General features: G+C 47.8%; 18 protein-coding genes. 11 read left to right on the top strand and 7 right to left on the bottom strand.

All coding sequences use genetic code 11. The features are described 5' to 3' along the window. Nucleotides 1–412 precede the first annotated feature (412 nt). The gene (locus BQ5591_RS01805) at nt 413–949 is read right to left on the bottom strand and encodes an RNA methyltransferase (RefSeq protein ID WP_071148208.1); all 537 of its coding nucleotides are present in this window, start codon (nt 947–949) and stop codon (nt 413–415) included. 486 nt (nt 950–1,435) lie between these two features. On the opposite strand from BQ5591_RS01805, the gene nadA reads away from it, so the two are divergent. Both nadA and BQ5591_RS01795 read left to right on the top strand, forming a co-directional pair. Then, a complete protein-coding gene (gene nadA, locus BQ5591_RS01800; protein WP_071148207.1) occupies nt 1,436–2,374 on the top strand; it encodes a quinolinate synthase NadA in 939 nt (312 codons plus the stop codon). A gap of 327 nt (nt 2,375–2,701) precedes the next feature. After that, nucleotides 2,702–5,326 (top strand): AAA family ATPase, encoded by a 2,625-nt coding sequence (locus BQ5591_RS01795; RefSeq protein WP_083380843.1) that lies wholly within the window; start codon nt 2,702–2,704, stop codon nt 5,324–5,326. A 128-nt stretch (nt 5,327–5,454) separates the two neighbouring features. Here BQ5591_RS01795 and BQ5591_RS01790 read toward each other — a convergent pair whose 3' ends face one another. From BQ5591_RS01790 to leuS, 3 genes are read right to left on the bottom strand one after another with little or no spacing between them, the layout of a single operon-like run. Beyond that, on the bottom strand, nt 5,455–6,033 hold the full coding sequence (locus BQ5591_RS01790; RefSeq protein ID WP_071148205.1) for a non-canonical purine NTP diphosphatase: 579 nt from the start codon (nt 6,031–6,033) through the stop codon (nt 5,455–5,457). Nucleotides 6,034–6,060: 27 nt separating this feature from the next. Next, entirely contained in the window at nt 6,061–6,963 is a 903-nt protein-coding gene (locus BQ5591_RS01785; RefSeq protein WP_071148204.1) for a YitT family protein, read from the bottom strand. A 10-nt stretch (nt 6,964–6,973) separates the two neighbouring features. Beyond that, a complete protein-coding gene (leuS, locus tag BQ5591_RS01780) occupies nt 6,974–9,811 on the bottom strand; it encodes a leucine--tRNA ligase (RefSeq protein ID WP_071148203.1) in 2,838 nt (945 codons plus the stop codon). A 191-nt stretch (nt 9,812–10,002) separates the two neighbouring features. Between leuS and BQ5591_RS01775 the strand changes: the two genes are divergently transcribed. Both BQ5591_RS01775 and BQ5591_RS01770 read left to right on the top strand, forming a co-directional pair. Beyond that, nucleotides 10,003–10,962 (top strand): DMT family transporter, encoded by a 960-nt coding sequence (locus BQ5591_RS01775; RefSeq protein ID WP_022163181.1) that lies wholly within the window; start codon nt 10,003–10,005, stop codon nt 10,960–10,962. 9 nt (nt 10,963–10,971) lie between these two features. Continuing rightward, nucleotides 10,972–11,850 (top strand): DMT family transporter, encoded by an 879-nt coding sequence (locus tag BQ5591_RS01770; RefSeq protein WP_071148202.1) that lies wholly within the window; start codon nt 10,972–10,974, stop codon nt 11,848–11,850. A gap of 65 nt (nt 11,851–11,915) precedes the next feature. On the opposite strand, the gene BQ5591_RS01765 is transcribed toward BQ5591_RS01770, so the two are convergent. Continuing rightward, the gene (locus BQ5591_RS01765) at nt 11,916–12,197 is read right to left on the bottom strand and encodes a DUF3836 domain-containing protein (protein ID WP_022163179.1); all 282 of its coding nucleotides are present in this window, start codon (nt 12,195–12,197) and stop codon (nt 11,916–11,918) included. 493 nt (nt 12,198–12,690) lie between these two features. Between BQ5591_RS01765 and BQ5591_RS01755 the strand changes: the two genes are divergently transcribed. Both BQ5591_RS01755 and BQ5591_RS01750 read left to right on the top strand, forming a co-directional pair. Next, nucleotides 12,691–13,173: an RNA polymerase sigma factor gene (locus BQ5591_RS01755; RefSeq protein ID WP_022163178.1), complete on the top strand. Its 483-nt coding sequence runs from the start codon at nt 12,691–12,693 to the stop codon at nt 13,171–13,173. 12 nt (nt 13,174–13,185) lie between these two features. Continuing rightward, nucleotides 13,186–13,764: a hypothetical protein gene (locus BQ5591_RS01750; RefSeq protein ID WP_071148200.1), complete on the top strand. Its 579-nt coding sequence runs from the start codon at nt 13,186–13,188 to the stop codon at nt 13,762–13,764. A gap of 22 nt (nt 13,765–13,786) precedes the next feature. Here the strand turns inward: BQ5591_RS01750 and BQ5591_RS01745 are convergent, their stop codons facing one another. After that, nucleotides 13,787–15,337 carry an ATP-binding protein gene (locus BQ5591_RS01745; protein ID WP_071148199.1) on the bottom strand — a complete coding sequence of 517 codons (1,551 nt, stop codon included), beginning with the start codon at nt 15,335–15,337 and terminating at the stop codon, nt 13,787–13,789. A 254-nt stretch (nt 15,338–15,591) separates the two neighbouring features. Between BQ5591_RS01745 and BQ5591_RS01740 the strand changes: the two genes are divergently transcribed. Both BQ5591_RS01740 and BQ5591_RS01735 read left to right on the top strand, forming a co-directional pair. Further along, a complete protein-coding gene (locus BQ5591_RS01740; protein WP_159434407.1) occupies nt 15,592–16,032 on the top strand; it encodes a DUF3592 domain-containing protein in 441 nt (146 codons plus the stop codon). Nucleotides 16,033–16,057: 25 nt separating this feature from the next. Beyond that, entirely contained in the window at nt 16,058–16,861 is an 804-nt protein-coding gene (locus BQ5591_RS01735) for a M48 family metallopeptidase (RefSeq protein ID WP_022164320.1), read from the top strand. A gap of 89 nt (nt 16,862–16,950) precedes the next feature. Here BQ5591_RS01735 and BQ5591_RS01730 read toward each other — a convergent pair whose 3' ends face one another. Continuing rightward, nucleotides 16,951–18,627, bottom strand: coding sequence for a SulP family inorganic anion transporter (locus BQ5591_RS01730; RefSeq protein WP_071148197.1), 1,677 nt, complete (start codon nt 18,625–18,627; stop codon nt 16,951–16,953). 379 nt (nt 18,628–19,006) lie between these two features. On the opposite strand from BQ5591_RS01730, the gene BQ5591_RS21045 reads away from it, so the two are divergent. The 3 genes from BQ5591_RS21045 to BQ5591_RS01715 all read left to right on the top strand — a co-directional run bounded on the left by BQ5591_RS21045 (nt 19,007) and on the right by BQ5591_RS01715 (nt 25,101). After that, complete coding sequence (locus BQ5591_RS21045; protein WP_071148196.1) at nt 19,007–20,749, top strand: glycoside hydrolase family 43 protein; 1,743 nt, start codon at nt 19,007–19,009, stop codon at nt 20,747–20,749. Between the two features lie 36 nt (nt 20,750–20,785). Next, entirely contained in the window at nt 20,786–22,645 is a 1,860-nt protein-coding gene (locus BQ5591_RS01720) for a glycoside hydrolase family 127 protein (RefSeq protein ID WP_071148195.1), read from the top strand. Between the two features lie 371 nt (nt 22,646–23,016). Continuing rightward, a complete protein-coding gene (locus BQ5591_RS01715) occupies nt 23,017–25,101 on the top strand; it encodes an alpha-L-fucosidase (RefSeq protein WP_071148194.1) in 2,085 nt (694 codons plus the stop codon). Nucleotides 25,102–25,269 lie beyond the last annotated feature (168 nt).

Here is a 25,269-nt window from a genome sequence, read left to right as displayed (position 1 = left end):
ATATATATGCACCAAATATACAAAAAAGATAAATACCTGCTTATAAAGGAATCAACAAAATTATCGGCACGTTTGTTGCGGTTTTCAACCGGAAATTAACACCCTACCCCGTTCATATCTCCGAAAAGAATACCGACAGCCTTGTACAGACAGACTAAGCAGCAGTCTACGCGTCGTTAACAACTTGTTGAGAACCGTGTTACTAATTTGAAAGAAGAATAAGAATCATACTCTATTTCAACGAAATACATCTGTTGATAACCATATAAACAAGATGTTCATTCAGCCCTGCATTTATGCCGTAACAAGACACAAAAATGCCTGCCGGAAAATGTATCAACACACTTTTCAGCATTAAGAACAGATAAGTTGAAAACCTGTTGAAAAAGGCTGCGACTGCCTCCCTACCCTCTTATGGCTTCAGCTGCTTGAACAAGTCCCAGATGACAATGCCTGCCGTAACCGATACATTCAGCGAGTGTTTGGTGCCGTATTGCGGAATCTCGATGCAGCCGTCCGAATGGTCAATTACTTCCTGCTGCACACCTTTCACCTCGTTTCCCAAAACGACGGCATACTTCCGGTTCGGATCTAACTTAATGTTTTCCAGCATGATGCTCCCTTCGGCCTGTTCCACCGAATAGACTGTATATCCGTCTTTCTTCAGGTTATCAACCGCTTCAACTGCGTTATCAACATACTTCCAGTCAACAGTGAATTCGGCTCCCAATGCCGTCTTGTGCATTTCGGGATGGGGAGGAACGGCCGTAATGCCGCACAGATAAATACATTCTACCCGGAAAGCATCCGACGTGCGGAATACCGAACCAATGTTGTGCAAGCTGCGTATATTGTCCAGTACCACTACCAGCGGCAGCTTTTCGGCCTTCTTAAACTCCTCAGTACTAATGCGGTTCAGTTCGGTAATCTTCAGTTTTCGATGCTCCATGATGTATCAGTTTGAAATGTTTCGCATATGCGTCTGCAAAGATACTTTTTTCCGTTCACATCGTGGTTAATAACCGTTGAAAAGGTGTCAATACCGATGGGAAACATTTTCAAAAATATCTCTTGCATTATTCAAATCAACGTATATAGCAACAAGCCTACGAACATTGCAAAAAAGTTAAGAGGTATTTTCAAAGCTTGTTTAAACACATTTTTCAATAGAAATTCAATGGTTCGTAAGCCTAAAGTTATTAACTTTGCATATTATCAACAAGCTGTTAAGTACCGACAGCCTATCGATATAAGAAGCTTATTATCAAAAAACATAAGCCGATAATGCCTGTTTAAAACCATTGCCACAAAACAACCCTTTGGAATAATAACTTCATGGGCAAGAAAAATCCCATTTATTTGTCCACACTATTAACAGGCTATCATCAGCATCAAAGAATTCTTCTTTTAAAAAGAAAAATTAAAAAATATAATTATGGATAATCTGATTAAAGCTATTGAGCAACTCAAGAAAGAGAAAAACGCAGTCATTCTGGGCCACTACTACCAGAAAGGAGAAATACAGGACATAGCCGACTATGTAGGCGACAGTCTGGCCCTGGCACAATGGGCTGCCAAGACAGAGGCGGACATCATTGTGATGTGTGGTGTGCACTTCATGGGCGAAACAGCCAAGGTGCTCTGTCCCGACAAAAAGGTGCTGGTGCCCGACATGGCAGCAGGCTGTTCGCTGGCCGACAGCTGTCCGGCCGAAGAGTTTGGTCAGTTTGTCAAAGAGCATCCCGGCTATACGGTCATTTCCTACGTTAACACGACAGCAGCTGTCAAGGCTGTGACCGATGTTGTTGTAACCTCGACCAACGCCCGTCAGATTGTGGAAAGCTTCCCCAAAGATGAGAAAATAATCTTTGGTCCGGACAGAAACCTCGGAAATTATATCAACTCTGTTACCGGTCGGAATATGTTATTATGGAACGGAGCTTGCCATGTACACGAACAATTCTCGGTTGAAAAGATGGTTGAAATAAAACGCGAGCATCCTGATGCCGTGATATTGGCTCATCCCGAATGCAAGGGCACTGTGCTGAAGATGGCCGATGTTGTAGGTTCGACAGCTGCTCTGTTGAAGTACGCCGTAGCCCATCCCGAAAAAGAGTATATCGTAGCTACCGAATCGGGCATTCTGCATGAAATGCGCAAGAAGTGTCCGCAGACTACCTTCATACCTGCACCGCCGGCCGACAGTACTTGTGCCTGCAACGAGTGCAACTTCATGCGTCTGAATACGCTGGAGAAACTCTACAACTGCCTGAAAGACGAAACTCCCGAAATAACGGTCGATCCCGAAATCGCACAAAAGGCCGTGAAACCCATCCAACGGATGCTTGAAATTTCGGCTAAATTGGGACTTTAATCCACTTTTTCGGCCAAATTATTGGTAAGTTCTAAAATTCCCTCTATTTTTGCGAAAGTGAAAAGGAGGGAATTTTTTTCATTATGACGAATCATGGCGATATCCGAAGTTCAAAGAACGTGAATGTAATGACGCACCGCAGGAGGATCTGAATCCTTTTGCCTGCTTGTCGTTTGCGTTTTGTTCTTTGAATGGTTGGACACTCTCCGGTGATTTATGTACTTGATATAGGCATAAAGCATGAGGCCGGAAAAACGATGTGCACCTACGATGTTGGTGCATTTTTTATTTCTTTCTCTTTTTTATTCACTTTAAAACTTTATTGCTATGATTCATGAACAGAAAAACTGTCCATACCGTGGACATATGTATAGTGTGCCTTCATTGGCCAATAATGATGCAACGGCCCGACTGTCCGTGCTGAAACTTTCCGTCAACAGTCAGTGTATCACTTCGGGTGAACATGTTTCCCGTATTTTTGTCGACAAAGAAGTAGAAGAGCAAGCTTTGTCTTTGTCTCTTTCGCTCGGCTCGTGCGATTTCATGTGCGAACAGGACGAGGCAGAAGTAATCTTCTGTCTGTACCGCGAAGAACAACCGGAACCGGTTTTGCAGCTGAAGACTGCAATAGCAGATTTTGGCGAATATGTATGGAATATGACATTGGAAGCCGGAAACTGGACTTATGGTAAATACTTCCTGGTGGCTGTAGGACTGGTTGAAAATTCACTGGGATGTACATTCGACAAAATGAGCGGCTTCGTTTGTCTGCCGTTCACTGTGTTTCCTGCTGGTGGAACGGCTGGTCGTTCTGTGCCGGTAGAGGCTTCATTGATTCGTGTTTCCCGTGCAGAAACAGAACCTTTGTTTGCTTCGGAGGTAATGAAGCTGAAGCTTCGTTTTTCTGAAACCGTCGCTCCGAACAGTTGCTTCGAAGTGCATTGCTACACTTCCGAGTGGAAGCTGATGGCAGTAACGGAACGTTTTATTCCGGCTTCGCGTACGAATTTCAAGCAGGTGTCGTTCCGTCTGAATCCGGATAAGATATGGCTCGCAGGAGACTATTGGGCCGTAGTGTCGCACAATCGGGAACCTTATGCGCTGTTGCGTTTCCGCTACGAAGGTATGTCGGTAACTGTTTGCGAATGCCGTCTGCTGGCTGCAACCGAAGACGAGTATTGGGTGGTGAAACAACTGGAGCGGGACGAAGAAAACAAATGGGAATATATCCGCGAGTTTAACGGGCTGTCTGAAGTTGTGCCAAGACTGGTGAGACTCTCCCGTATGAATGGTTTTAATTCTCTGTGCAAGGAGCACGGCGTCAGCGAACTTCAGCTGAATTCGTGTATGCTGATAACGGCATCTTCGTTGTTCGAATGCCGTCGGCTGGCCTTTCTTCTGCCGAAGTTTCTCGATTTGAATGTTTCCAGCCGTATACAGATAGACTGTGCCAAAACAGAAAAGTGGGAAGTCAATTCAGTAGATGAAGCATTCAAAAACAGGGAAGAAAAGCTTCTTGTTTTTTATCATATCGGTGCTTTAACAATCGAAGAGGGTAGTGAACTGCTTGGAAAACTAAAAGAAGCACTGGCCAATCGTGCTGTATTTTCGGTGTTTATTCTTTGTGGAACAGATTCCGAAGTGGAGGAGTTGCGCCGTTTTGCTCCCGAATTGTTTGTTCGCTTCACCGAAGAGGGGCGGTTCGTTATCCGTCCTTTCTCATGGCAGGAAGTGATTTATTCGCTTCGTAGTGCGGTAGGAGAGACATCGCTTCGTCTTTCGCCACAGGCTGAGCACGAGTTGGTGTCGCAGGTACGCCGGTTGTGGGAATACAATGTGTTTGCTTCGTGGTCGCACCAGGATGCGGACGCTTTTTTATCCGGTTCGCTGATTCCTTCTGTGCAGAAACGTTTGCAGGAGGCTTATTGTGAATCGGGCATAATGGATACCGATGAATTTACGGTCGTACAGCCGTGTGATGTTCGTCTGAGTGAGCACTTCAATGTACAGTTAGCATCGGTTTCAACAGATGTTGAAACTTCTGTTGAAAACATCCGTCAACGATTCGAAGAGAGCATGTTACCTATATATAATATGATAGGGCTAAACACACTGAAACAGGAACTGGAAGCTGTTTTCTATCAGGTCTGTTTCAACCGCCAGCGTAAGTTGCTGCATCTGCCGTCTGATGACGAAGGAACGTATCACATGATTTTTACCGGTAATCCGGGTATAGGAAAGACTACCGTCGCACAGTATATCGGAAAGATATTCCATACCATGGGTTTACTGTCGAAAGGTGAAGTTGTAATGACGGAACGCAGCAAACTGGTGGGCCGTTACATTGGCGAGACGGAAAAGAACATGCAGGATGTGCTGGAATCAGCTCGTGGAAACGTACTGTTTATCGACGAAGCCTACACACTGTGCGATACATTGGACGACCGTAAAGACTTTGGTAACCATGTTGTCGAAAGTCTGCTGACTATTTTGTCGCAACCTCATTCGGACATGCTGGTTATATTGGCTGGTTATGAAAACGAAATGGAACGACTGATGCAAATGAACCAGGGATTGCAGGGGCGCTTTCCTTATCGTTTTCATTTTGATGACTATAGCGCAGACGAACTGGTGCAGATAGCCGGGCATTTTCTGGCGGGTAGGGGATATTCGCTCGAAGCGGATGCGGAAACTTTACTGAACGAAGTTGTCAAAGAAACATTGGACGAGAAGGACCGCTATTTCGACAATGCACGTTGGATAAAGAAATTCTTCACTTCAGGAGTATTTCCGGCAATGGCTATGCGTGTGATGAAAGAAAAACGGTTGCAGATAGGTGCGACTTGTTTGCAATGCATACGGAAAGAAGACATAGCGTATGCGGCAGCCAGATTCCGGAAACAGAAATCACCTGTATTGGTGCCCCGTCGTCGTATTGGCTTTATTGCCTGAAATAGGGAGAGTGAAAATAGAATGGATAGTTACAATATTCCCCGGATAATTACAGACTGATGTGTATCCGATTGGGTGATGAATATGTCATAATCTGTAATAATCCGGGGAATCAGTGATGAATGTCTTTAAATGGACTTCAAGAATTTGCAGAGTTTTTGGGTTGCCTTGGCACGATGGCTAATCTTGTTCTTTTCGGCATTTCCCATCTCGGCAAAAGTCTGGCTGTATCCTTCGGGAACGAAGATAGGATCGTAACCGAAACCAGAGGTACCCTTCCGTACTTTTACTATTTCTCCTTTTACAATACCCTCGAACAGATGTTCCTTGCCGTCGAGAATCAAGGCAAATACTGTACGGAATTGTGCTTTCCGGTTTTCGACACCTTCCAATTCCTGCAGTAATTTTTTCATGTTGGCTTCGGAGTTGTGGGCATCGCCGGCATAGCGTGCCGAATATACTCCGGGTGCTCCGTTCAGTGCTTCTACTTCGAGTCCGGTGTCGTCGGCAAAGCAATCCATGTGATAGTGCTCGTAGATATATCTTGCCTTTATCAGTGCATTTCCGGCCAGCGTATCAGCTGTTTCAGGAATATCAGCATGGCAATTGATATCTCCCATGCTGAGCACTTCTATCTTGTTTCCCAGGATGTCTTTTACTTCTTCCAGCTTGTGGGCATTGTTAGTTGCAAAGACGAATTTCTTCATACAATTGTAGTTTAGGTGGTTTGCGATTTATTTTCCTTTCAGTTTGTCGAATCCTTCTCCATAGACACCGATGACTGAACTTTGCGAGATAAAGGCATTGGGATCGATGTCTTTTACCAGGCGGAATATTTCGACTGACTGGCGTTTGTAAGCCAGTACTACCAATACTTTTACTTGTCCTTTGCTGTACCATCCGGTACCATCGAGTACTGTTACACCACGATGGGTTTCCTTGGTGATACGATCGGCAATCTTTTCGTATTCTTTGGAAAAGATAAGGAATTGTACCGACTGCCGGGCGCTGTTCACGATGTAGTCGAGTACCAGTCCGATAATAAACAATGTTACAAAACCGAATATTACCCGGCGCCAGTCGTGGAAGATGAAGTAGCAGGAACTGATGATAACCACATCGCAAGCCATAATCATACGTCCCAGTGTTACGTCACGATATTTGTTGATGATGGCAGCAATGATATCTGTTCCGCCCGTACTTCCGTTACAGTTGAATACCACTCCCAAACCGATACCGCACATGGCTGCACCAATCAGACAGGCCATGAAGTCCTGTCCCGGTCCCAGAATTTGTGGAAATGTACCGTCGGGGTTCTTGATCAGCCACTGAAAGAATTCCAGTAATATGGTCAGTACAAAGATGGCATACGTGGTCTTTATACTGAATTTAGGGCCTAATATCTTGATGGCAAAAGTCATCAAGACAGCATTGATAAGAAAATACGAGTACTGTATGGGGAAGCCTGTTGCATAGTAAATGATGGCTCCGATACCTGTTGTTCCTCCGGTTGTGATCTGGTAGGGCAACAGAAAAGCTGCCCATGCCAGTGAATAACTGATGAGGCCGAGAGTGATCATGACATAATCCTTCAGTTCTCTCATCAATGCTGCTTTGTTCGGTTTACTGATATGCATATTAACAAAATTATTTCACTACAACGTTTACGATCTTCTTCGGCACTACGATGACTTTCACTACCGATTTGCCTTCCATCCATTTGGCTGAACGTTCGTCTGCCAGAACTGTAGCCTGAATGGTTTCGGAAGTGGCATCAGTTGGGAATTCCATATTGAAGCGGGCTTTGCCGTTGAAAGAGATCGTATAGTTTATGGTATTTTCTACCAGATATTCCTCGTTGTAGGCCGGCCAGTGGGCGTCGCATACCGATCCGGTATTGCCTAACGTCTCCCACAACTCTTCGCAGACGTGGGGAGCGAATGGTGCAAGTACGATGATCAGCTGGTTCAGGATTTCCTTCTTGTTGCATTTCAGCGAAGCCAGTTCGTTGACACAGATCATGAAGGCACTGATGCTGGTATTGTACGAGAAGGTCTCGATGTCGCCTGTTACCTTCTTGATGAGCTTATGCAGAGACTTCAGTTCGTCTTTTGTAGCGGCTTCGTCCGTTACCTGATAGTTGCCTGTACGATCGTAGAACAGTGCCCAGAATTTCTTGAGGAAGCGGTGTACACCGTCGATACCATTTGTATCCCATGGTTTGGATTGTTCTACCGGGCCAAGGAACATTTCGTACATACGCAATGTATCGGCTCCGTATTTCTCGACAATCATGTCGGGATTAACAACATTGAACATCGACTTGGACATTTTCTCTACTGCCCATCCGCAGATGTATTTGCCGTCTTCCAGAATGAATTCGGCAGTGTTGTATTCCGGACGCCATGCCTTGAAGGCTTCTACATCGAGCACGTCGTTCGATACGATGTTTACATCCACGTGGAGTGGGGTAGTGTCGTACTGGTCTTTCAGGCCCAGTGATACAAAAGTATTGGTATCTTTGATACGATATACGAAGTTGCTTCGGCCCTGAATCATACCCTGGTTCACCAGTTTCTGGAAGGGTTCTTCTACAACAGAGATGCCCAGATCGTGCAGGAACTTGTTCCAGAAGCGTGAGTAGATAAGGTGGCCAGTAGCGTGTTCTGTACCGCCTACATAGAGGTCTACATTGCGCCAGTATTCATCTACTTTCTTGTCTACCAGTGCTGTGTGGTTGCGTGGATCCATGTAGCGCAGGTAGTAGGCACTGGAGCCTGCAAAGCCCGGCATGGTGTTCAGTTCGAGCGGGAAGACAGTTTGGTTGTCAATCTTGCTGTTTTCTACTACACAGTTGTTTACTGTGTCCCAAGCCCACTTCGTAGCGTGACCCAACGGTGGTTCGCCTGTTTCGGTAGGCAAGAACTTGGCTACCTCGGGCAATTCTAGTGGCAGGCAGCTTTCGGGAATCATGTAGGGCATGTTGTCCTTATAGTAAACAGGGAACGGTTCGCCCCAGTAACGCTGGCGGCTGAAGATGGCGTCGCGCAGACGGTAGTTCACCTTGACACGACCCAAGTGATGTTCCTTGACGTATTTCTTGGTAGCGGCGATGGCTTCCTTGATGGTGAGTCCGTTCAGAGAAAGGTCACAATAGGGAACGGCATCGGCTTTCGGACTGTTGCAAACAATACCTTCTTTGGCATCGAAGCTCTCTTCGCTTACGTCGCAACCTTCGACCAGCGGACGGATTTCCAGACCGAAATGCTTTGCAAAAGCGTAGTCGCGAGAGTCGTGTGCAGGTACAGCCATGATGGCACCTGTACCGTAGCCAGCCAGTACGTAGTCGCTAATCCAGATGGGCACTGCCTCGCCTGTGAAAGGATTGATGGCATACGAACCCGAGAAGACACCGCTTACGCTACGGTCGCTGATGCGTTCGCGTTCGGTACGTTTCTTGGTGCGATCCAAATAGGCTTCTACGTCGGCTTTCTGGGCTTCGGTAGTAACTTGCGGAACCAGTTCGCTTTCGGGAGCCAGCACCATGAACGTTACACCGAACATGGTATCGGCACGGGTCGTGAAGATGGTGAATTCCAGATCGCTGTCTTTTACCTTGAATTGTACTTCGGTACCTTCCGAGCGGCCAATCCAATTGCGCTGTGTTTCTTTCAGCGAGTCTGTCCAGTCGATGGTTTCCAGTCCGTCGAGCAGACGTTGGGCGTAGGCTGACACACGCAGACACCATTGGCGCATCTTCTTCTGAACAACGGGATAACCGCCACGTTCCGATACACCGTCTACTACTTCGTCGTTGGCCAGCACGGTACCCAGTTGCGGGCACCAGTTCACCATGGTCTCGCCCAAGTAGGCGATGCGGTAATTCATTAGCGTTTCCTGCTGTTGTTTTTCACTCATGGCCTTCCATTCGTCGGCCGTAAAGCTCAGTTCTTCGCTGCAGGCTGCGTCCAGTCCTTCGGTACCTTTAGTCTCGAAAGATTTTATCAAAGTACTGATGGGTTGCGCTTTTTGCAGTGCATTGTCGTAGTAGCTCTGGAACATCTGTTGGAAAGCCCATTGTGTCCAGTGGTAGTATTCGGGATCGCAAGTACGTATCTCGCGGTTCCAGTCGAATGAGAAACCTATCTTGTCCAGCTGTTCGCGATAGCGGTTGATGTTGGCGGAAGTAGTGATGGCCGGGTGTTGTCCGGTCTGTATGGCATACTGTTCGGCAGGGAGTCCGTAAGCGTCATATCCCATGGGATTCAGTACGTTGAAACCTTGCAGGCGTTTGTAGCGGGCGTAGATGTCCGAAGCAATGTAACCTAGCGGGTGTCCTACATGCAGACCGGCGCCGCTGGGGTAGGGGAACATGTTCAGTACATAGAATTTCTGTTTCGTATCGTCTTCCGTTACTTGATAGGTCTTGTTATCTACCCATCGTTTCTGCCATTTCTTTTCAATCTCCCTGAAATTGTATTCCATACTTGTTAATAATTTATTGAAAACGTGTTTATATCTTACTTAATTCGGTTTATATCCTTGTTAATAAACCGATGCAAATTTACGTGTTTATTTTCAGATTTACTTATCAAGTACATAAAAAACATTGGATTGCGTAGATACGTTGCCTACTTTTCTCGTAATTTTGCGCCCGAAAAAGAAATATTCTGCTTATGGACACTGCAAAAATGAAAGGTCACGTGGCGATGCTGGCCGCTAACAGCATGTGGGGACTGATGGCTCCGCTGGCCAAGTTTGTGATGATAGGGGGAGCAGTCAGCTCCTTGGTGATGACTGATTTGCGCGTATTCGGCGCGATGATTCTGTTTTGGATCTTTTCGTTTTTCCAGAAACCCGAACATGTGGGGCATAAAGATTTGATGAAACTTTTCGTGGCTTCGCTGCTGGCCATTGTTTTCAATCAGGGAAGCTACATTTTCGGGGTGGGAATGACTTCGCCCGTGGATGCTTCCATCATCACTACCAGTATGCCGCTGATAGCTATGATTCTGGCAGCCATTTTCCTGAAGGAACCTATTACGGGCAAGAAAATACTGGGTATCGCCGTGGGAGCATCGGGTGCACTGCTGCTTATTCTGGGCAGTTCGCAGGCTTCTGGTACGACGGTGAAGGGCGACAATCCGTTGTTGGGTGATGTGTTTGTGCTTCTGGCTCAGTGTAGTTATGCTTTTTACTTTGTGCTGTTTAAGAATTTCGTAACCAAATATTCGGCTGTTACGGTGATGAAGTGGATGTTTACCTATGCTTTCATCTGTCTGTTGCCTTTCTCGTACAGCAGTCTGCTGGCTACTGACTGGCTGGCACTTGACGGAGCCCGTATCGCTTCCATTCTTTTTGTAGTGGTAGGAGCTACATTCCTCAGTTATATCCTGATTATTGTCGGACAGAAGAACTTGCGTCCTACCGTGGCAGGTATGTACAACTACATTCAGCCGCTGGTGGCTACCATTGTAGCTATCTGTTGGGGTATGGATAGTTTCAACCTGACAAAAGTGCTTTCGGTAGTGATGATATTCGGTGGTGTCTGGTTGGTGACATCGAGCCGCAGCCGTGCCGAAATGGAGGCTTACAAAGCGGCCAAAGGTGATAAAGGAGTGGAAAAAGCAGAATAGGTCAGGACTATGAAAGAGAAAAATGAATGGGGATGGCACCTGGCGGCTATTGTTGTGGTGGGCATCTGGGGATTGACTTTCATATCGACTCGTGTGCTGATAGAGAACGGACTGACTCCGCAGGAGATTTTCTTGCTTCGCTTCCTGATGGCGTATGTGGGCATCTGGTTCATTTCACCCCGTAAGTTGTTTTGTCATAACTGGCGTGACGAAGGCTGGATGCTGTTGGGTGGCATAACGGGAGGTTCGCTCTACTTCCTGACCGAGAACACAGCACTCGAAGTGACGCTGACTACTAACGTAGCCTTTATCGTATGCAGCACACCGCTGCTTACTATGTTGCTTTTCAAACTTTTTTATCGGGGTGAGAAGTCCGGCTGGCAACTGACGGCGGGTTCGCTGCTGGCTTTGGTAGGAGTAGGACTGGTTATCTTCAACGGCAACTTTGTGCTGAAGCTTTCTCCATTGGGCGATTTCCTTTCGCTTGCGGCTTCGTTGAGCTGGGCATTCTACAGCCTGATTATGCGTCAGATGTCCGGTCGTTACTCTACGGTGTTTGTTACCCGTAAGGTATTCTTTTACGGTCTGCTTACTATTTTGCCCGTTTTTGCCTTTCGTCCGTGGCAGTTTCCTTTGTCGTCGTTTGCCCATCCTGCCGTCTGGATGAATCTGTTGTTCCTCGGTGTGCTGGCTTCGTTGGTCTGTTTTGCGGCATGGAATGTCATTCTGAAGCGGCTGGGTACCGTCCGTGCATCCAACTATATTTACCTTAATCCTATCTTTACATCTATCGGTGCTTTGTTCTTTCTGAACGAACCTCTGACTCCTTTCGCCCTGCTAGGCGCCACATGCGTGTTGCTGGGCGTCTATTTGGCAGGGAAAAAGTAAATCTTCTGTATCGTTTTTTTGTTAGAAAAGAGTGCTGTTTTGTAAAGTTAAACTTCTGCCGTTTGTCAGTCGGCGTGTATATTGCTGTCCGGATTGAAGGTTTCTACCTGCTGTAGTACATATTCCTGCTGGTTTTCGTTCCACACGTAGGTTTTCTTGTCGGTCACCTGTCCTTGTGCATTGTAGGTGAAGTCCATCTTGAAGAGACGTTTCAGATACTTTCCTTCGTTCAGGGTGTAAACTTCTTTGTTGGTCATTCGGTTGCCTTCCATTTTCACATTATATACTAAACTTGAAGCAACGCCTGCGGCCGAAATCAGAGTGGCCATGATGAGATTGGTAATCATATTCGTTTTATGTTTTATAAGTTAAACTGTTCTTTGTTTCTTGTTTCGATGTTGCAAAGGTAGGGGAGAGGGAAAAGGATTTCGGTTAAGGTTACGTTAAGGTTAGGTTAATGTCGGAAACAGGGGTAGAAAGGCGTTTTATTGCCATGCAAATATTGCTTTTCTACCACACTTGTACGGCTCGCGAGCCGTACAAGTGTCTCACAAATGAATTGCAAGTGTTGTTCACGAAGGATACAAACGAGGAATTTTTATGGTTCACGTTTCACAGTAAACCGCTCATAATAAGCAGGTTGCTTTGAAACGTTATTTTTTGAGCCGTGAATAACCGGAATTTGCTCCATCGGGTAGTGGAAAAGATCGGAGAAATGGTGAATTTTATGGTCTGAAAACTGATACGTAGCTTACGGCAAAAGAAAACCGGAAAAAAGTTGTTTCCGGGCTATAGTTTTTTGAGTTGTCAGTGGTCTAACAGATAAAAGCAGAAAGTGAAATGAATACGAAAGAACAACAATTCACAAATATCATTAAGGAACATGAGCGGACCATTTATACCGTCTGTTACATGTTTTCGGAAGATACGGACGAGGTGAACGACCTCTATCAGGACATCCTTGTCCGGTTATGGCAAGGCTTCGACAGTTTCGAGGGGAAAAGCGACATCAGGACATGGATCTATCGCGTCAGTCTGAACTATTGCATCAACTTCAGCAACCGGAAGAAGAAGCAGCGCGAACGGCTGAACCTCGGCAAAGGTTTCCACACGGATGGAAACAGCCTTGAAAAGAATTTGCAGATAAAGCAGCTTTATAAGCGGATCAACGCGTTGGGGCTGGTGGACAGAAGCGTCGTCCTGTTGTGGCTCGAAGGCCTGAGCTACGACGAAATCGGTGCTATCCTAGGTATTTCTGTCAAGAATGTCTCGTTCAAACTGGTCCGCATCAAGGAACAACTCAAAAAAATGTCTAACATTTAACAAAGGAATCGTATGGAAATCAATATCGAAAAAGAACTTCAGACACTGAAATCGGAGTATAACGTGTTTAAGGAAGGGTTGGAAAAGCAGGAAACACTGAACGAAAAGTTTTTCAAATCCCTCAGGAAACGGCCCGCGATGGCCATCAGCAAGGAAATCAGAGACCGGATGCTGGGTGACGGACTGACGGTGCCTATGATTATCGTGATTTGTATCAACACAGACTGGCCCATGTTGTTTGGTATATTGGTGTCGTTGTGGGCGTTGGCCGATTTGGGTGTCAGCCTGTGGGTCAGCCGCAAGCTGGGCATGAACAATCTGTTGAACGATGATGTGCGGACGGTTACAGAAAAGATTACCGGTTATCGCAAATTCTATACGGGGTCGCTCGTGGCCAGTATAGTTCCCTTGACCGCTATGCTTACCTATATATTTATGCGGCTGTATGACCGGGCGGACGATGCTGCCACTGTACAGCTTATCACCGTGTCGGGCATTGTTTCCATCGTCTTTGCTATTGTGGTAGCTTTGTTGCAATATAGGAAACACGTGGAAAGGTGCAAGGAACTGTTGGATCAGTTCGAGGAATAGTAGTAGATTTCTATATTCTCTCTTAATCTTCTACTATCCAACCCTCTATGCCCCGTTTCTCTTTGCTGAAGTTCACGCCTACCTTAAACAGTTTCCGTGAGTCGGAGGCAAAGGGCAGGGCATACTGCTTGTCGTTAATCTGCTGCAACGCTTCTTCGGCGGTGCCGTCTAGCTTGAACTCCATGACATAAATGTACTTATCTGTCTTTACCACCATGTCGATGCGTCCGCTGGCAGTGTGATATTCGGCTTGCGTATAGAAGCCCAGCAGCTTGAAGACGATGAAAAGCACATTCTGGTAGTGCAGCTCCAGGTCGCGTGCCAGTTCGTAAGGACTGTCGGCAAAGAAACTCTGAAGCCGTCGGAGGAAAGCATCTGCATCGCCCTGACGCACGTCCTTGACGAAACTCATAATTTCGAACGACGGGTTGCCCGTCTCCAAATAGGCGTAACGAGGGAGCAGGAATTTGGTAAAGCCTTCTTCTACCTCTTTATTGGGGAATCCTAAATAGTAAACTTGGAACTCACGGTCGTAACCCTTAATAGTCAGGTAACCGCTTTGATACAGAATGGGCACCGGATTGGTGTGCATTGTATCAATGCCTCCCAACGAGTCGGCAGAAGCCATTTCTTCGGTCAGACGGTGCAGGTCGTAACGGCTGTGCTTCAGCAGTTCGACCAAGAAAGTGGGTGTACCGGTTTCGAACCAGTAGCTTCCGAAGCGCATTTTGGCAAACGTATTGAGCAGGCTGAAGGGGTTGTAGATGTCTTCACTCTCCTCTGCAAAGTGATAGCCGTCGTACATCTTTTTCAGTTCAGCCTTGGTTTCCTCTTCGGTCAGTTTGTTCTCTTTTCCCAGTTCGATGATGTCCTCCTGGAAGTTAGTGAACAGTTCTTCTTCTGTAATGCCGCACAGACTGGCAAATCGTTCGTCGATAGAGATGTCCATCAGGTTGTTCAGGTCGCTGAACACGCTCACCTTGCTGAACTTGGTTACTCCGGTCAGTAGGGCAAACTTGATGTAGCGGTCGCAACTCTTCATCACGCCGTAGAAGGCTTTCAGCGTGTTGCGGTAGTCGGTCAGCAACGCCTCGTTGCCGATGGCCTGAAGCATGGGTTTATCGTACTCGTCGATGAGGATGACTACGTTTCGGCCCCATTTCTCTGCCGCACGGCGTATCACTCCTTCAAAACGGGTGGCAAGAGAATATTCGTATTCATTGGCTCCATACTCATCTTCCCACATTTTCAGGTTCAGGGAAAGTTTGTTTTCCAGTGTTTGGGGTGTATCGTACTTTTCTGTATTGAGATCAAGGTGCAGGATGGGGTATTCGATCCATTCCTTTTCCAGTGTTTCCATGGCAAGTCCTTCGAAAAGTTCCTTTTTCCCCTGAAAGTATGCTTCCAGGGTCGAGATAAGCAGACTCTTTCCGAATCGGCGGGGGCGGCTCAGGAAATAATACTGTCCTGATTTTACCAGTTTGTAAATCAATTCAGTCTTGTCAATATAACAATAGTTTCTACTACGTATTTTTTCAAAGTTCTGTATGCCTACCGGATAGTTTCTTTTCATAATGCGTCAGGGTTTATTTGCCAATGAAGCAGAGATAGTATCTGTTACAAAGATAACTATTTTTATGTCATATACAAACGGTATTCTTATTCTTCCTTCTTTCCTACAACAGTTCTGCAGGATAGTAGAGAAGTTGTGATAAATATTTATTCTGAATGTGGTTCGTTGCACTTCCCATTCGGATACTTATAAACCATCTTTTTCGCTTTGCATTTCGCAGGCTTTATATTACCTTTGTAGTAAAGTCAATATTTATGGATCCTTTACACAAAAAATTGATTTGCTTTCTGCTGATATTGGGAGGAATAGCTTTGTCTGGAGGTGCATTGTATGGCTTCTGGTCGTTGTATCATGCATACAGTACTCATGAACGTGTTGTCGGAGTGATTCAGAAAACCAGTACGGAGCGGGTACATCGTCATCGGAAAGTGAGGTTTGAACATGAAATGCTGATAAAATATTCCACGGACAAGTATGGCGATTGTTACGTTTCCAAAAAATATTATTGGCCTTTCAGGCAAGTGGGCGATGAAGTAACCGTACTCTGTCGTCCGCAATATACGAATGATGTTCGGTTGCCGGGCGATGAATGCTGGATATGGGGCATAATGTTGGCTTGTGGCTTGGTTTGTGCCGGTGGTGCTTGGGTAATGCTTCGTCCGCAAAAGTCAGGGGAAGAACAGAATTGTAACTGATGGTTCTTATTAATAAATGTATATGATGAAAAAAATGCTATTAAAAGCAGCTCTTTTGCTGCTATGCCTGGCGGTGGGAGTGCCTGCCATGGCTCAGTTTAATCTGAAAAAGGCGCTGAGTGGTGCAGCGAAGGCTGCAAAAGCCATTACCTTGACCGATGAGCAGATGACGGAATATGTCAAGGAGTACATTGAGTGGATGGATGAGCATAATCAGGTTTGCCCCGATGACAATCCGTACACTCAACGGTTGAAGAAACTGACGGAAGGTTTAGGCGATGCCGACGGTATTCCTTTGAACTTCAAAGTTTACTATGTGACCGATGTGAATGCTTTTGCTTGTGCCGATGGCAGTGTACGTGTCTTTTCTTCCCTGATGGATATTATGACCGATGAAGAATTGCTGGGAGTGATTGGTCATGAGATTGGTCACGTAGCCCATCGTGATTCGAAAAGCGGATTCCGCACTGCCTTACTCACTTCGGCTTTGAAAGACGGTATTTCTTCACAGGGAGGTAAAGTGGCTGCTTTGACCGATTCGCAGTTGGGTGATTTGAGCGAAGCGTTGGTCAACGCTACTTATTCGCAGAAGCAGGAGCGTGAAGCCGATGATTATGGTTATGAATTTCTGAAGAAGTCGGGCAAGAATCCGTGGTCAATGGCTTTGTCGTTCCGCAAGCTGAAGTCGTTGCAGGAAGAAGCCGGTGCACAGAAAACCAGTAAATTGAATCAATTGTTCTCTACTCATCCCGATCTTGACGAACGCATCAAGCGTATGGAAGAGCGTGCGACAAGCGAAGGTATCGAAAAACCTGCCGATGCGCAATAAGAGCTAAGCACACTTCGCAAAGAACTATAATAATAGAAAAATGGCACACAGACCGCTGGTCAGCGTTATCTGTGTGCCATTTTTTCGACTTAAAGCAGTTTCTGTGCTCTTTCCAGTGCTACGTTGATGTTCGGACAGATGTTTTCTTCACCAAGCAGTTCGTAGAATCCGGATTTTTCGAGCACCTTGTGTACCTTTTCGTTGACACCCGAGAGAACAATTGTTATCTTTTCCTTTTGTGACATGCGGCACAGGTTTTCTAGGTTGTGAATACCGGTTGAGTCAATGAACGGTACTTTACGCATTCGTATGACACGTACTTTAGGACGGTCGCCCATTTGTGCCATCATTTCCTCGAATTTAGTAGCAATGCCGAAGAAGTAAGGGCCGTTGATTTCGTATACTTCTACTCCCTTGGGAATGATGAGATGCTCTTCATGAGTTGTAATATCCAATTCTTTGTTCGGATCGATTTCGTCTTTGATGACAGATATTTCCGTTGTTTCCATAACTCGGCGCATGAACAGTACACAGGCAATCACCAGACCGATTTCGATAGCTACGGTCAGGTCGAAGATGACTGTCAGGAAGAAAGTGATAAGCAATACCGTCACGTCCGACTTGGGATTGCGCAGCAGTGCCTTGAACGTACGCCAGCCACTCATGTTGTACGATACGACTACCAGCACACCGGCCAGACATCCCATCGGAATGTATTGTGCCAGCGGCATCAGTAGCAACAGGATGAGCAGCAGCACTACAGCATGTACAATACCGGCAACAGGAGATTTACCGCCATTATTGATATTGGCCATTGTACGGGCAATGGCACCCGTTGCAGGAATACCTCCGAAAAGCGGAGTTACGATGTTGGCAGCTCCCTGAGCTATCAGTTCCGTATTCGAGTCGTGTTTATCGCCAATCATACCGTCAGCTACTGTAGCCGAAAGCAGCGATTCGATGGCACCCAGTACGGCGATGGTTACTGCTACAGGGAACAGATTTTTCACAGCTTCCCAGTCTAGGGCAGGGATGGCAGCGTCAGGCAGTTCGGCACGGATGCTGAAGCGGTCGCCGATGGTATCAATGCAGTCGATACCGCCGTACATTTTCATCAACCATACGGCTACAGTCACCACGATAATGGCAATCAGCGAACCGGGAATCTTTTTCGAGAACTTGGGTGTCAGCGCAATGATGGCGATACTGGCGATGCTGACCAATGTATTCCACCAGTTCACCGTGTCGAAGTGGCGGAAGTAAACCATCCACTTGCCAATGAAGTCGCCCGGCACCTTGTCGTCGCCGAATTGCAGACCGAATACGTCGGCTACCTGCGTGGTGAAGATAGTGACGGCGATACCGCTCGTGAAGCCCACAACGATGGGATAAGGAATAAATTTGATGACAGCTCCCAGCTTGAACACGCCCAGCAATACCAGTATGACACCTGCCATCAGCGTAGCCACGATGAGGCCTGCTTCGCCGTATTGCTGGATAATGCCGTAAATAATCACAATGAATGCTCCCGTCGGTCCGCCTATCTGTACCTTGCTTCCACCCAGTAACGAGATGATGAATCCGGCAATGATGGCTGTTACAATACCTTTTTCGGGTGATACGCCTGATGCAATACCAAAAGCAATGGCCAGCGGCAAGGCCACAATTCCTACAATGATACCGGCCATAAGGTCGGCCATGAACATTTCTTTAGAGTAATTTTTAAGAGCCGTGTAGAGTTTCGGCTTGAATTCGAACGCTTTCATTTTTCTGATTTGTAGAACTTTGTTTACCTATTGATGTTTGTTGTCATTTTGAAAAGAGGTTGCAAATTTAGGTAAAATAGACTAAAAACTTGCTAATGTGATATGCTTTTTTACTGAAAACCCCTCAGTTCTTGTCGAATTGGGAGTAATTGGCCTGAAAAAAGTCGTTTTTGTGCTATTAAAAGTAAGTATTGGCTGATATATCTTCTATGATAATTGCCGTTCTTTGTATAAAGCCTTGTTGGAGATTGACAGAAGTCAGCAAACAGGTCGGAAATGTAGCATTTTAATCAAAACTTTGCAAATCTGTTGATCTTAGATTTGTATAATTAATGAATTACTAATGAAAAGAAGATTTATTTTAGCAAACGGTGTCCCTTTGTTATTTTTACTTGCTACAACAGCAAGTGCCGGCGACACAGATAAAGCCAAACAACTGGCATATTGGAGTTTCGAAAAAGTACAGCATCTGTCGGGCGATTCTGTTTCGCCTTCCGTAGTCGGGCAGCCGCTGACGTCGGATAAAGGAAAACCGGCCGAGCCGCAGCCTTACGTTTACGACGAAACCGGCAACGGTAATCTGATTCAGTGTAACGATTACATGCCTTCGCCGAATCTTTTTTCCGACGATGTGCCGGTTACCTCCATTGAAGGGCGTCCCAATACCCGTTCTCTTTTGTTGAAAGGACGTGAGTATGTAGTTCCTTTCAATCGTTCGTTACCGTTCTACGACATACAGCAGGCATGGAACATCAGTTTCAGTCTGAAGTGCAACCATCTGGGTACCGAGCAGGTTTATCTGTGCAAGGAAGGTACCAAAGGTTCCATTTATGCCGATATATCCATTGGCTTCGACCCGATGGAGCAACGCTTTTTCGTCCAGGTGGCCGATGTCGATGGTCATCCGCAACGTCTTGCCGCAGGCAGTCATGTAGAAGGCGGGCGATGGTACGATGTCTATGCCCGTGCCCGATACAATGAGAAGAAGAACGAAACAGTCTTGGAGTTTGGTGTCCGTCTTTCCGGAGGACAGAAGTATAGTGTTTCCACTCTTAAGTATAAAGGCTTGGCTGTACGCCACAATGCCGGTATGTGGGTCATCGGACGCGGTTATCCGGGTGGGTTCCCCAACAGTCTTTCCGTACTCGACGGAGCTATTGACGAAGTTTCCATCTGCGGAGAAGAAAAACCGTTTAAGCCTGGACAGAATCCCTTGTTCCGCGATTCGTTTACGGGCGATCCGGCAGTCACCATCATTGGCGATAAAGCCTATGCTTACGTCGGAGCCGACAGAGCCGGTGCAGGTGGATGGTTCAACATGCCCGAATGGCTTTGCTATTCCTCTTCCGATATGAAGAACTGGACGGCACACGGTCCCGTATTGCGTGCTGCCGACTTCCCCGGTGCAAGTCCTTACGGAGCATGGGCTGCACAAGTGGTCGAGAAAGATGGCAAATACTACTATTATGTTACTCTGGACCGGAAAGACAATGGACAGCACATGATTTCCGTAGCTGTCAGCGATTCGCCTACAGGCCCCTTCAAGCCGGCTCGTAAGGATGGTACTCCGCTGATTACTGACGACATGACACCTGACTCGCACCGTCCCAATGCCGATATCGATCCGACTGTCTTGATCGACGATGACGGAACTCCCTGGATGGCATGGGGTAATGGCGACTGCTACATGGTGAAACTGAAGAAGAATATGATCGAACTTGACGGTCCCGTCAAGAAGGTTCCTTTCCGTAACTTTGCCGAAGGTCCTTGGTTGTTCAAGCGTGGTAACCTATATTATAATGTATATGCTGCCGATGCTCCCGGTGTACAGCCCGAGCAGATCTGTTATGCTACTGCCGAGAACATCGAAGGTCCGTGGACGTTCCGTGGCTACATTACCGGCCCGGCCAATCACGGTTTTACCATTCATCCTTCTGTTGTCGAGTTCAAGGGACAGTGGTATTTCTTCTACCACGACGGTTCTTATCCGCTGGACGGCACTCCGGGTGGCGACTGTCGCCGTCATGTGTGCGTAGAATATCTCTACTTCAATCCCGACGGCACTATTCAGCCCATTAAGCTGACTACCGAAGGTATCAGTGTAAAGCCTGCCCGGAAGTAATTCTGATAAACGCAACAGTCAAGTCCGCTTTTAAAAATGAAGTCAAGTAATAAAATTCTGTTATTGCTGTTATCGGCCCTGATGGCCGGTAGTCTTAGCGCAAAGGGCATAGGGGACGATAAGTCCCGTGCCCTTTCGTTTCCGGTTGAAGATGTTGTGTTGCAACCCTCCTGGGTGCAGCAGCGCGAATCGTTGAACATCGCTTGGATAAAGTCGCTCGATGCCGACCGTCTGCTCCACAATTTCAGAGTCAATGCCGGGCTTTCTTCGTCGGCCGAACCGCTTGGCGGGTGGGAAGCACCGTACATCGGGTTGCGCGGACATTTTGTAGGTCACTATCTGTCGGCGGCCTCTTCGGTGGTACGGAAGTATGGCGATTCGTTCCTGCACGACCGCCTCGACTACATGGTTGCCGAACTTGCCAAGTGCCAGTCGGCGTTAGGTGATGGTTACCTGTCCGCTTTTCCTGCCACCGACTTCGATGTGCTCGAAAAAGTTTTTGGTGGCGTATGGGCACCTTATTATACTTATCATAAAATCATGCAAGGTCTGCTCGATGTCTATCGCAACACCGGCAACCGACAGGCTTACGACATCTTGCTCGGGATGGCCGATTATGTAGACCGTCGCATGAGCCGGCTCGACGAGGCCACCATCTACAAGATGCTCTACACTGTTCAGGCCAATCCTTCGAACGAGGCGGGTGCCATGAACGAAGTCCTTTACGAGCTTTATGCCATCTCGCACGACGAGAAACACCTGAAGCTTGCCCGTATCTTCGACCGCGACTGGTTCCTCCGTCCCCTTGCTGCCAACGAAGACATTCTTTCCGGCTTGCACGCCAATACCCACCTCGTGCTGGTGAACGGCTTTGCCGAAGGTTACGACCGGACCGGCAATCCGCTGTACTACGATGCGGTGTCCAACTTCTGGGAGATGCTTCTCTCGGCCCATGCCTATGTCAACGGTTCGAGCAGTGGTCCGCGTCCCAATGCTACTACGCCCACTTCGCTCACTTCCGAACACTGGGGGCTGCCGGGGCATCTGGGCAATACGCTCACCCGCGAGATAGCCGAAAGCTGTGTTTCGCACAACACCCAAAAGCTTACGGCACACCTGTTTACCTGGACCCGCAATCCGAAGTATGCTGATGCCTACATGAATACTTTCTACAATGCCGTGATGGCTCTTCAGAACCATGAGACCGGAGCCTGTGTCTATCATTTGCCTTTGGGCTCGCCGCGGCAGAAGAAGTACCTCGACAGTCAGGCCGACTTCAAGTGCTGCAACGGTTCCAGCATCGAAGCCTTTTCGCTGCTGAACAACAACATCTACTTCCATAGTGGTGATACGCTTTGGGTCAATCAGTATATTCCTACCTTGCTCAACTGGAAGGACCGTCGTGTCAGTCTGACCCAGACTGGCGACCTGCTTCGTGATCACAAGGCAGGCATCACGTTGTCCATGAAGAAGTCATCCAAGTTGGTTCTCCGCCTGTTCATTCCTTCCTGGAGCAAGCAGACAGCCATTTTCGTCAATGGTGAGCGGGCAGGTACGGGTAGTCCCGGTTCCTTCTTCACCCTTCAGCGCAAGTGGAGCGACGGCGACCGCATCGAAATCCGTTTCGATTTCGGTTTCCGCATCGAGCCTATGCCCGACGACGACCGTACGATTGCTGTCTTCTACGGCCCCATGCTGCTGGCATTCCAGTCGCCCGATGAAATCTGGCTGAAAGGTTCGGCGTCCGACGTAGTTTCGGGGCTGAAAGTAACTGATGCGCAGAATCTCGTCTTTTCGCTCGACGACGGTGGCACCACGTATCGCCTGAAGCCTTTGTTCGAAGTTACCGACGAACCCTACAGCGTATATGTCCGGACCCGTAAGCTGACGGAGTAAATGCCTCAAGAAGGGTGTATAAAAACTAAAAGTGACTGACATCTTGTTATTTTTAGGCACGGATTACGCGGAAAAACGCAGAGAAAGAAGAATAATCATCCGCGAAAATCTGTGTAATCCGTGCCTAAAAGGAAAGCAGTTCCTTAACTTAATATAGTATCTGGAGGGTGTGTCAAAACAGAAGTATCTGAAACTCTCCTCCTTCCCGAAGGAGGGGAGCCAGATACCATCACTTGGTTTTGACACAACCTCTTCAGATGATACATTTTTTTAGGAGTTAAAGCCGAGAGAATGAATAATAATGAAGAATGAAGAATTTCTGCAGCTCATTAACCATTAATCATTAACCATTAACCATTATCATAAGTTCCATGATCAAGAAAACCTTATTTTTACTTTCTGCCCTGTGGATATTTCTGTCCGCAGCACAGGCACAGACCACCGCACCTGCTCCGTGCGGTCTGCTGCCTAACGAAAATCAGTTGCGTTGGCACGAAATGGAGTTCTATGCTTTCATCCACTTTGCCATCAACACCTTCACCGACCAGGAGTGGGGCGACGGTGGCAACACACCTCAGATGTTCAATCCCACCAATCTTGACTGCCGCCAGTGGGCACGTGTTTGCAAGGAAGCCGGCATGAAAGGCATCATCCTCACCGCCAAGCATCACGACGGTTTCTGCCTTTGGCCGACGAAGTACACTGAATACTCCGTCAAGAACTCGCCGTGGAAAGACGGCAAAGGCGACCTGGTTCGCGAACTTTCCGATGCCTGCAAGGAGTATGGGCTGAAGTTCGGTATCTACCTTTCGCCGTGGGACCGCAACCGTGCCGACTACGGCCAGCCCAGCTACATCACCTATTTCCGCAACCAGCTGAAGGAACTTCTCACCCAGTATGGCGATATTTTTGAAGTCTGGTTCGACGGTGCCAACGGTGGTTGGGGCTATTACGGCGGTGCACGCGAAAACCGCAACATCGATCGCTCCACCTATTACGATTGGGACAATACCATCAGCCTTATCCGCGAACTGCAACCGCAGGCCATCATTTGGAACGAGTGCGGTCCCGACATCCGCTGGTGTGGCAACGAAGGCGGTTCGGTGGGCGAGACCAACTGGAGTCTCTACAACTACAAGCAGTTTGTTCCCGGCGAACCCGACTTCAAACAGCTTCGCGTAGGTATCGAGGACGGCAAGCAGTGGATTCCTTCCGAAGTGAACGTTTCCATCCGTCCGGGCTGGTTCTACCACAAGTACGAGGATGCCAAGGTGAAGAAACTGCCCCAACTGCTCGACATCTTCTACAACTCCATCGGTCGCAACGGTACATGGCTGCTCAATTTCCCTATTGATAAGGAAGGCCGCATTCATGCCAACGACGAGCGTGCCGTGCTCGAACTGCGCAAGGCGCTCGACGAAGCCTTTGCCGACGACCTGGCCCGCAAAGCCAAAGTCGAAGCTGGCAACGTGCGCGGTGGCAGCAAAAAGTATGCTGCTTCCAAAGCCATCGACGGCAAGAAAGGCACCTACTGGGCCACCGACGACGGCGTTACACAGTCCGACATCACCTTTACGTTTAAGAAACCTACTACGCTGAACCGCGTTCTGTTGCAAGAGTATATCCGTTTGGGACAGCGCGTCAAGTCATTCAAGGTCGAAGCCAACGTCGACGGACAGTGGCGCGAACTGGCCCGCGAGACCACCATCGGCTACAAACGTATCCTGCGCCTGCCCACCGTCACGGCTACGCAAGTCCGCATCTCCATCCTCGACGCCAAGGCATGTCCGCTCATCTCGAACATCGGCATCTACAATGCACCGCAGGTACTCACCGAACCGCAGATTGTACGCCATCCCAATGGTGAAGTCATCATCCGTCCCGCCGACGGCGAGTCAGCAGTGTTCTATACCCTCGACGGCACTGACCCCACTACCCAGTCGCTCCGTTACACCGGTCCGTTCATGGCCGACGGCGTTGTTACTGTCAGTGCCGTTTCGGTCGATATGGCTACCGGCAAACAGAGTACAGTGAGCCGCGAAGAGTTCGGCGTGTCGCGCACGAAGTGGAAAGTGATAGCTGCCGATGCGAACGCCGCCCGTGTGATCGATGGTGAAGCCTGGCCCGGATGGCACCAGCGTGGCATGATGCCTGCCGACTTGGTTATCGACCTTGGTGAATCCCTCGAAATCAAAGGCTTCAGATACCTTCCCGACCAGAGCGACTATTTTCCGTCGGGCATCATCACCTTCTACGAGTTCTATGTTTCCGACAACGGCAGTGAGTGGAAGTTGGTCAGCGAAGGCGAGTTCTCCAACATCCGCAACAATCCTTCGTGGCAGATGAAAGAGTTTGCTCCCGTCAAGACCCGTTTCGTCAAGCTCCGTGCCTTGAGCAATACGCAGGGCGATAAGGTGGCGGGGTACTCCGAATTCGACGTACTGATTTCCAAGTAATTCCGGGAGGCATTTCTTCGACACTTGTACGGCTCGTGAGCCACGCTTGCATTCCATTTGTGGGACGCTTGCACGGCTCGCGAGCCGTACTTGCATTACAGACGGGGTATTCAGGCAATACTCGTAGAGGGTACGGACAAAACTTACCAGCCCATCATCAATGTTGCC

This window comes from Bacteroides ndongoniae, assembly GCF_900108345.1.
Classification (GTDB): domain Bacteria; phylum Bacteroidota; class Bacteroidia; order Bacteroidales; family Bacteroidaceae; genus Bacteroides; species Bacteroides ndongoniae.
This window is presented reverse-complemented; position numbering and strand designations above follow the sequence as displayed.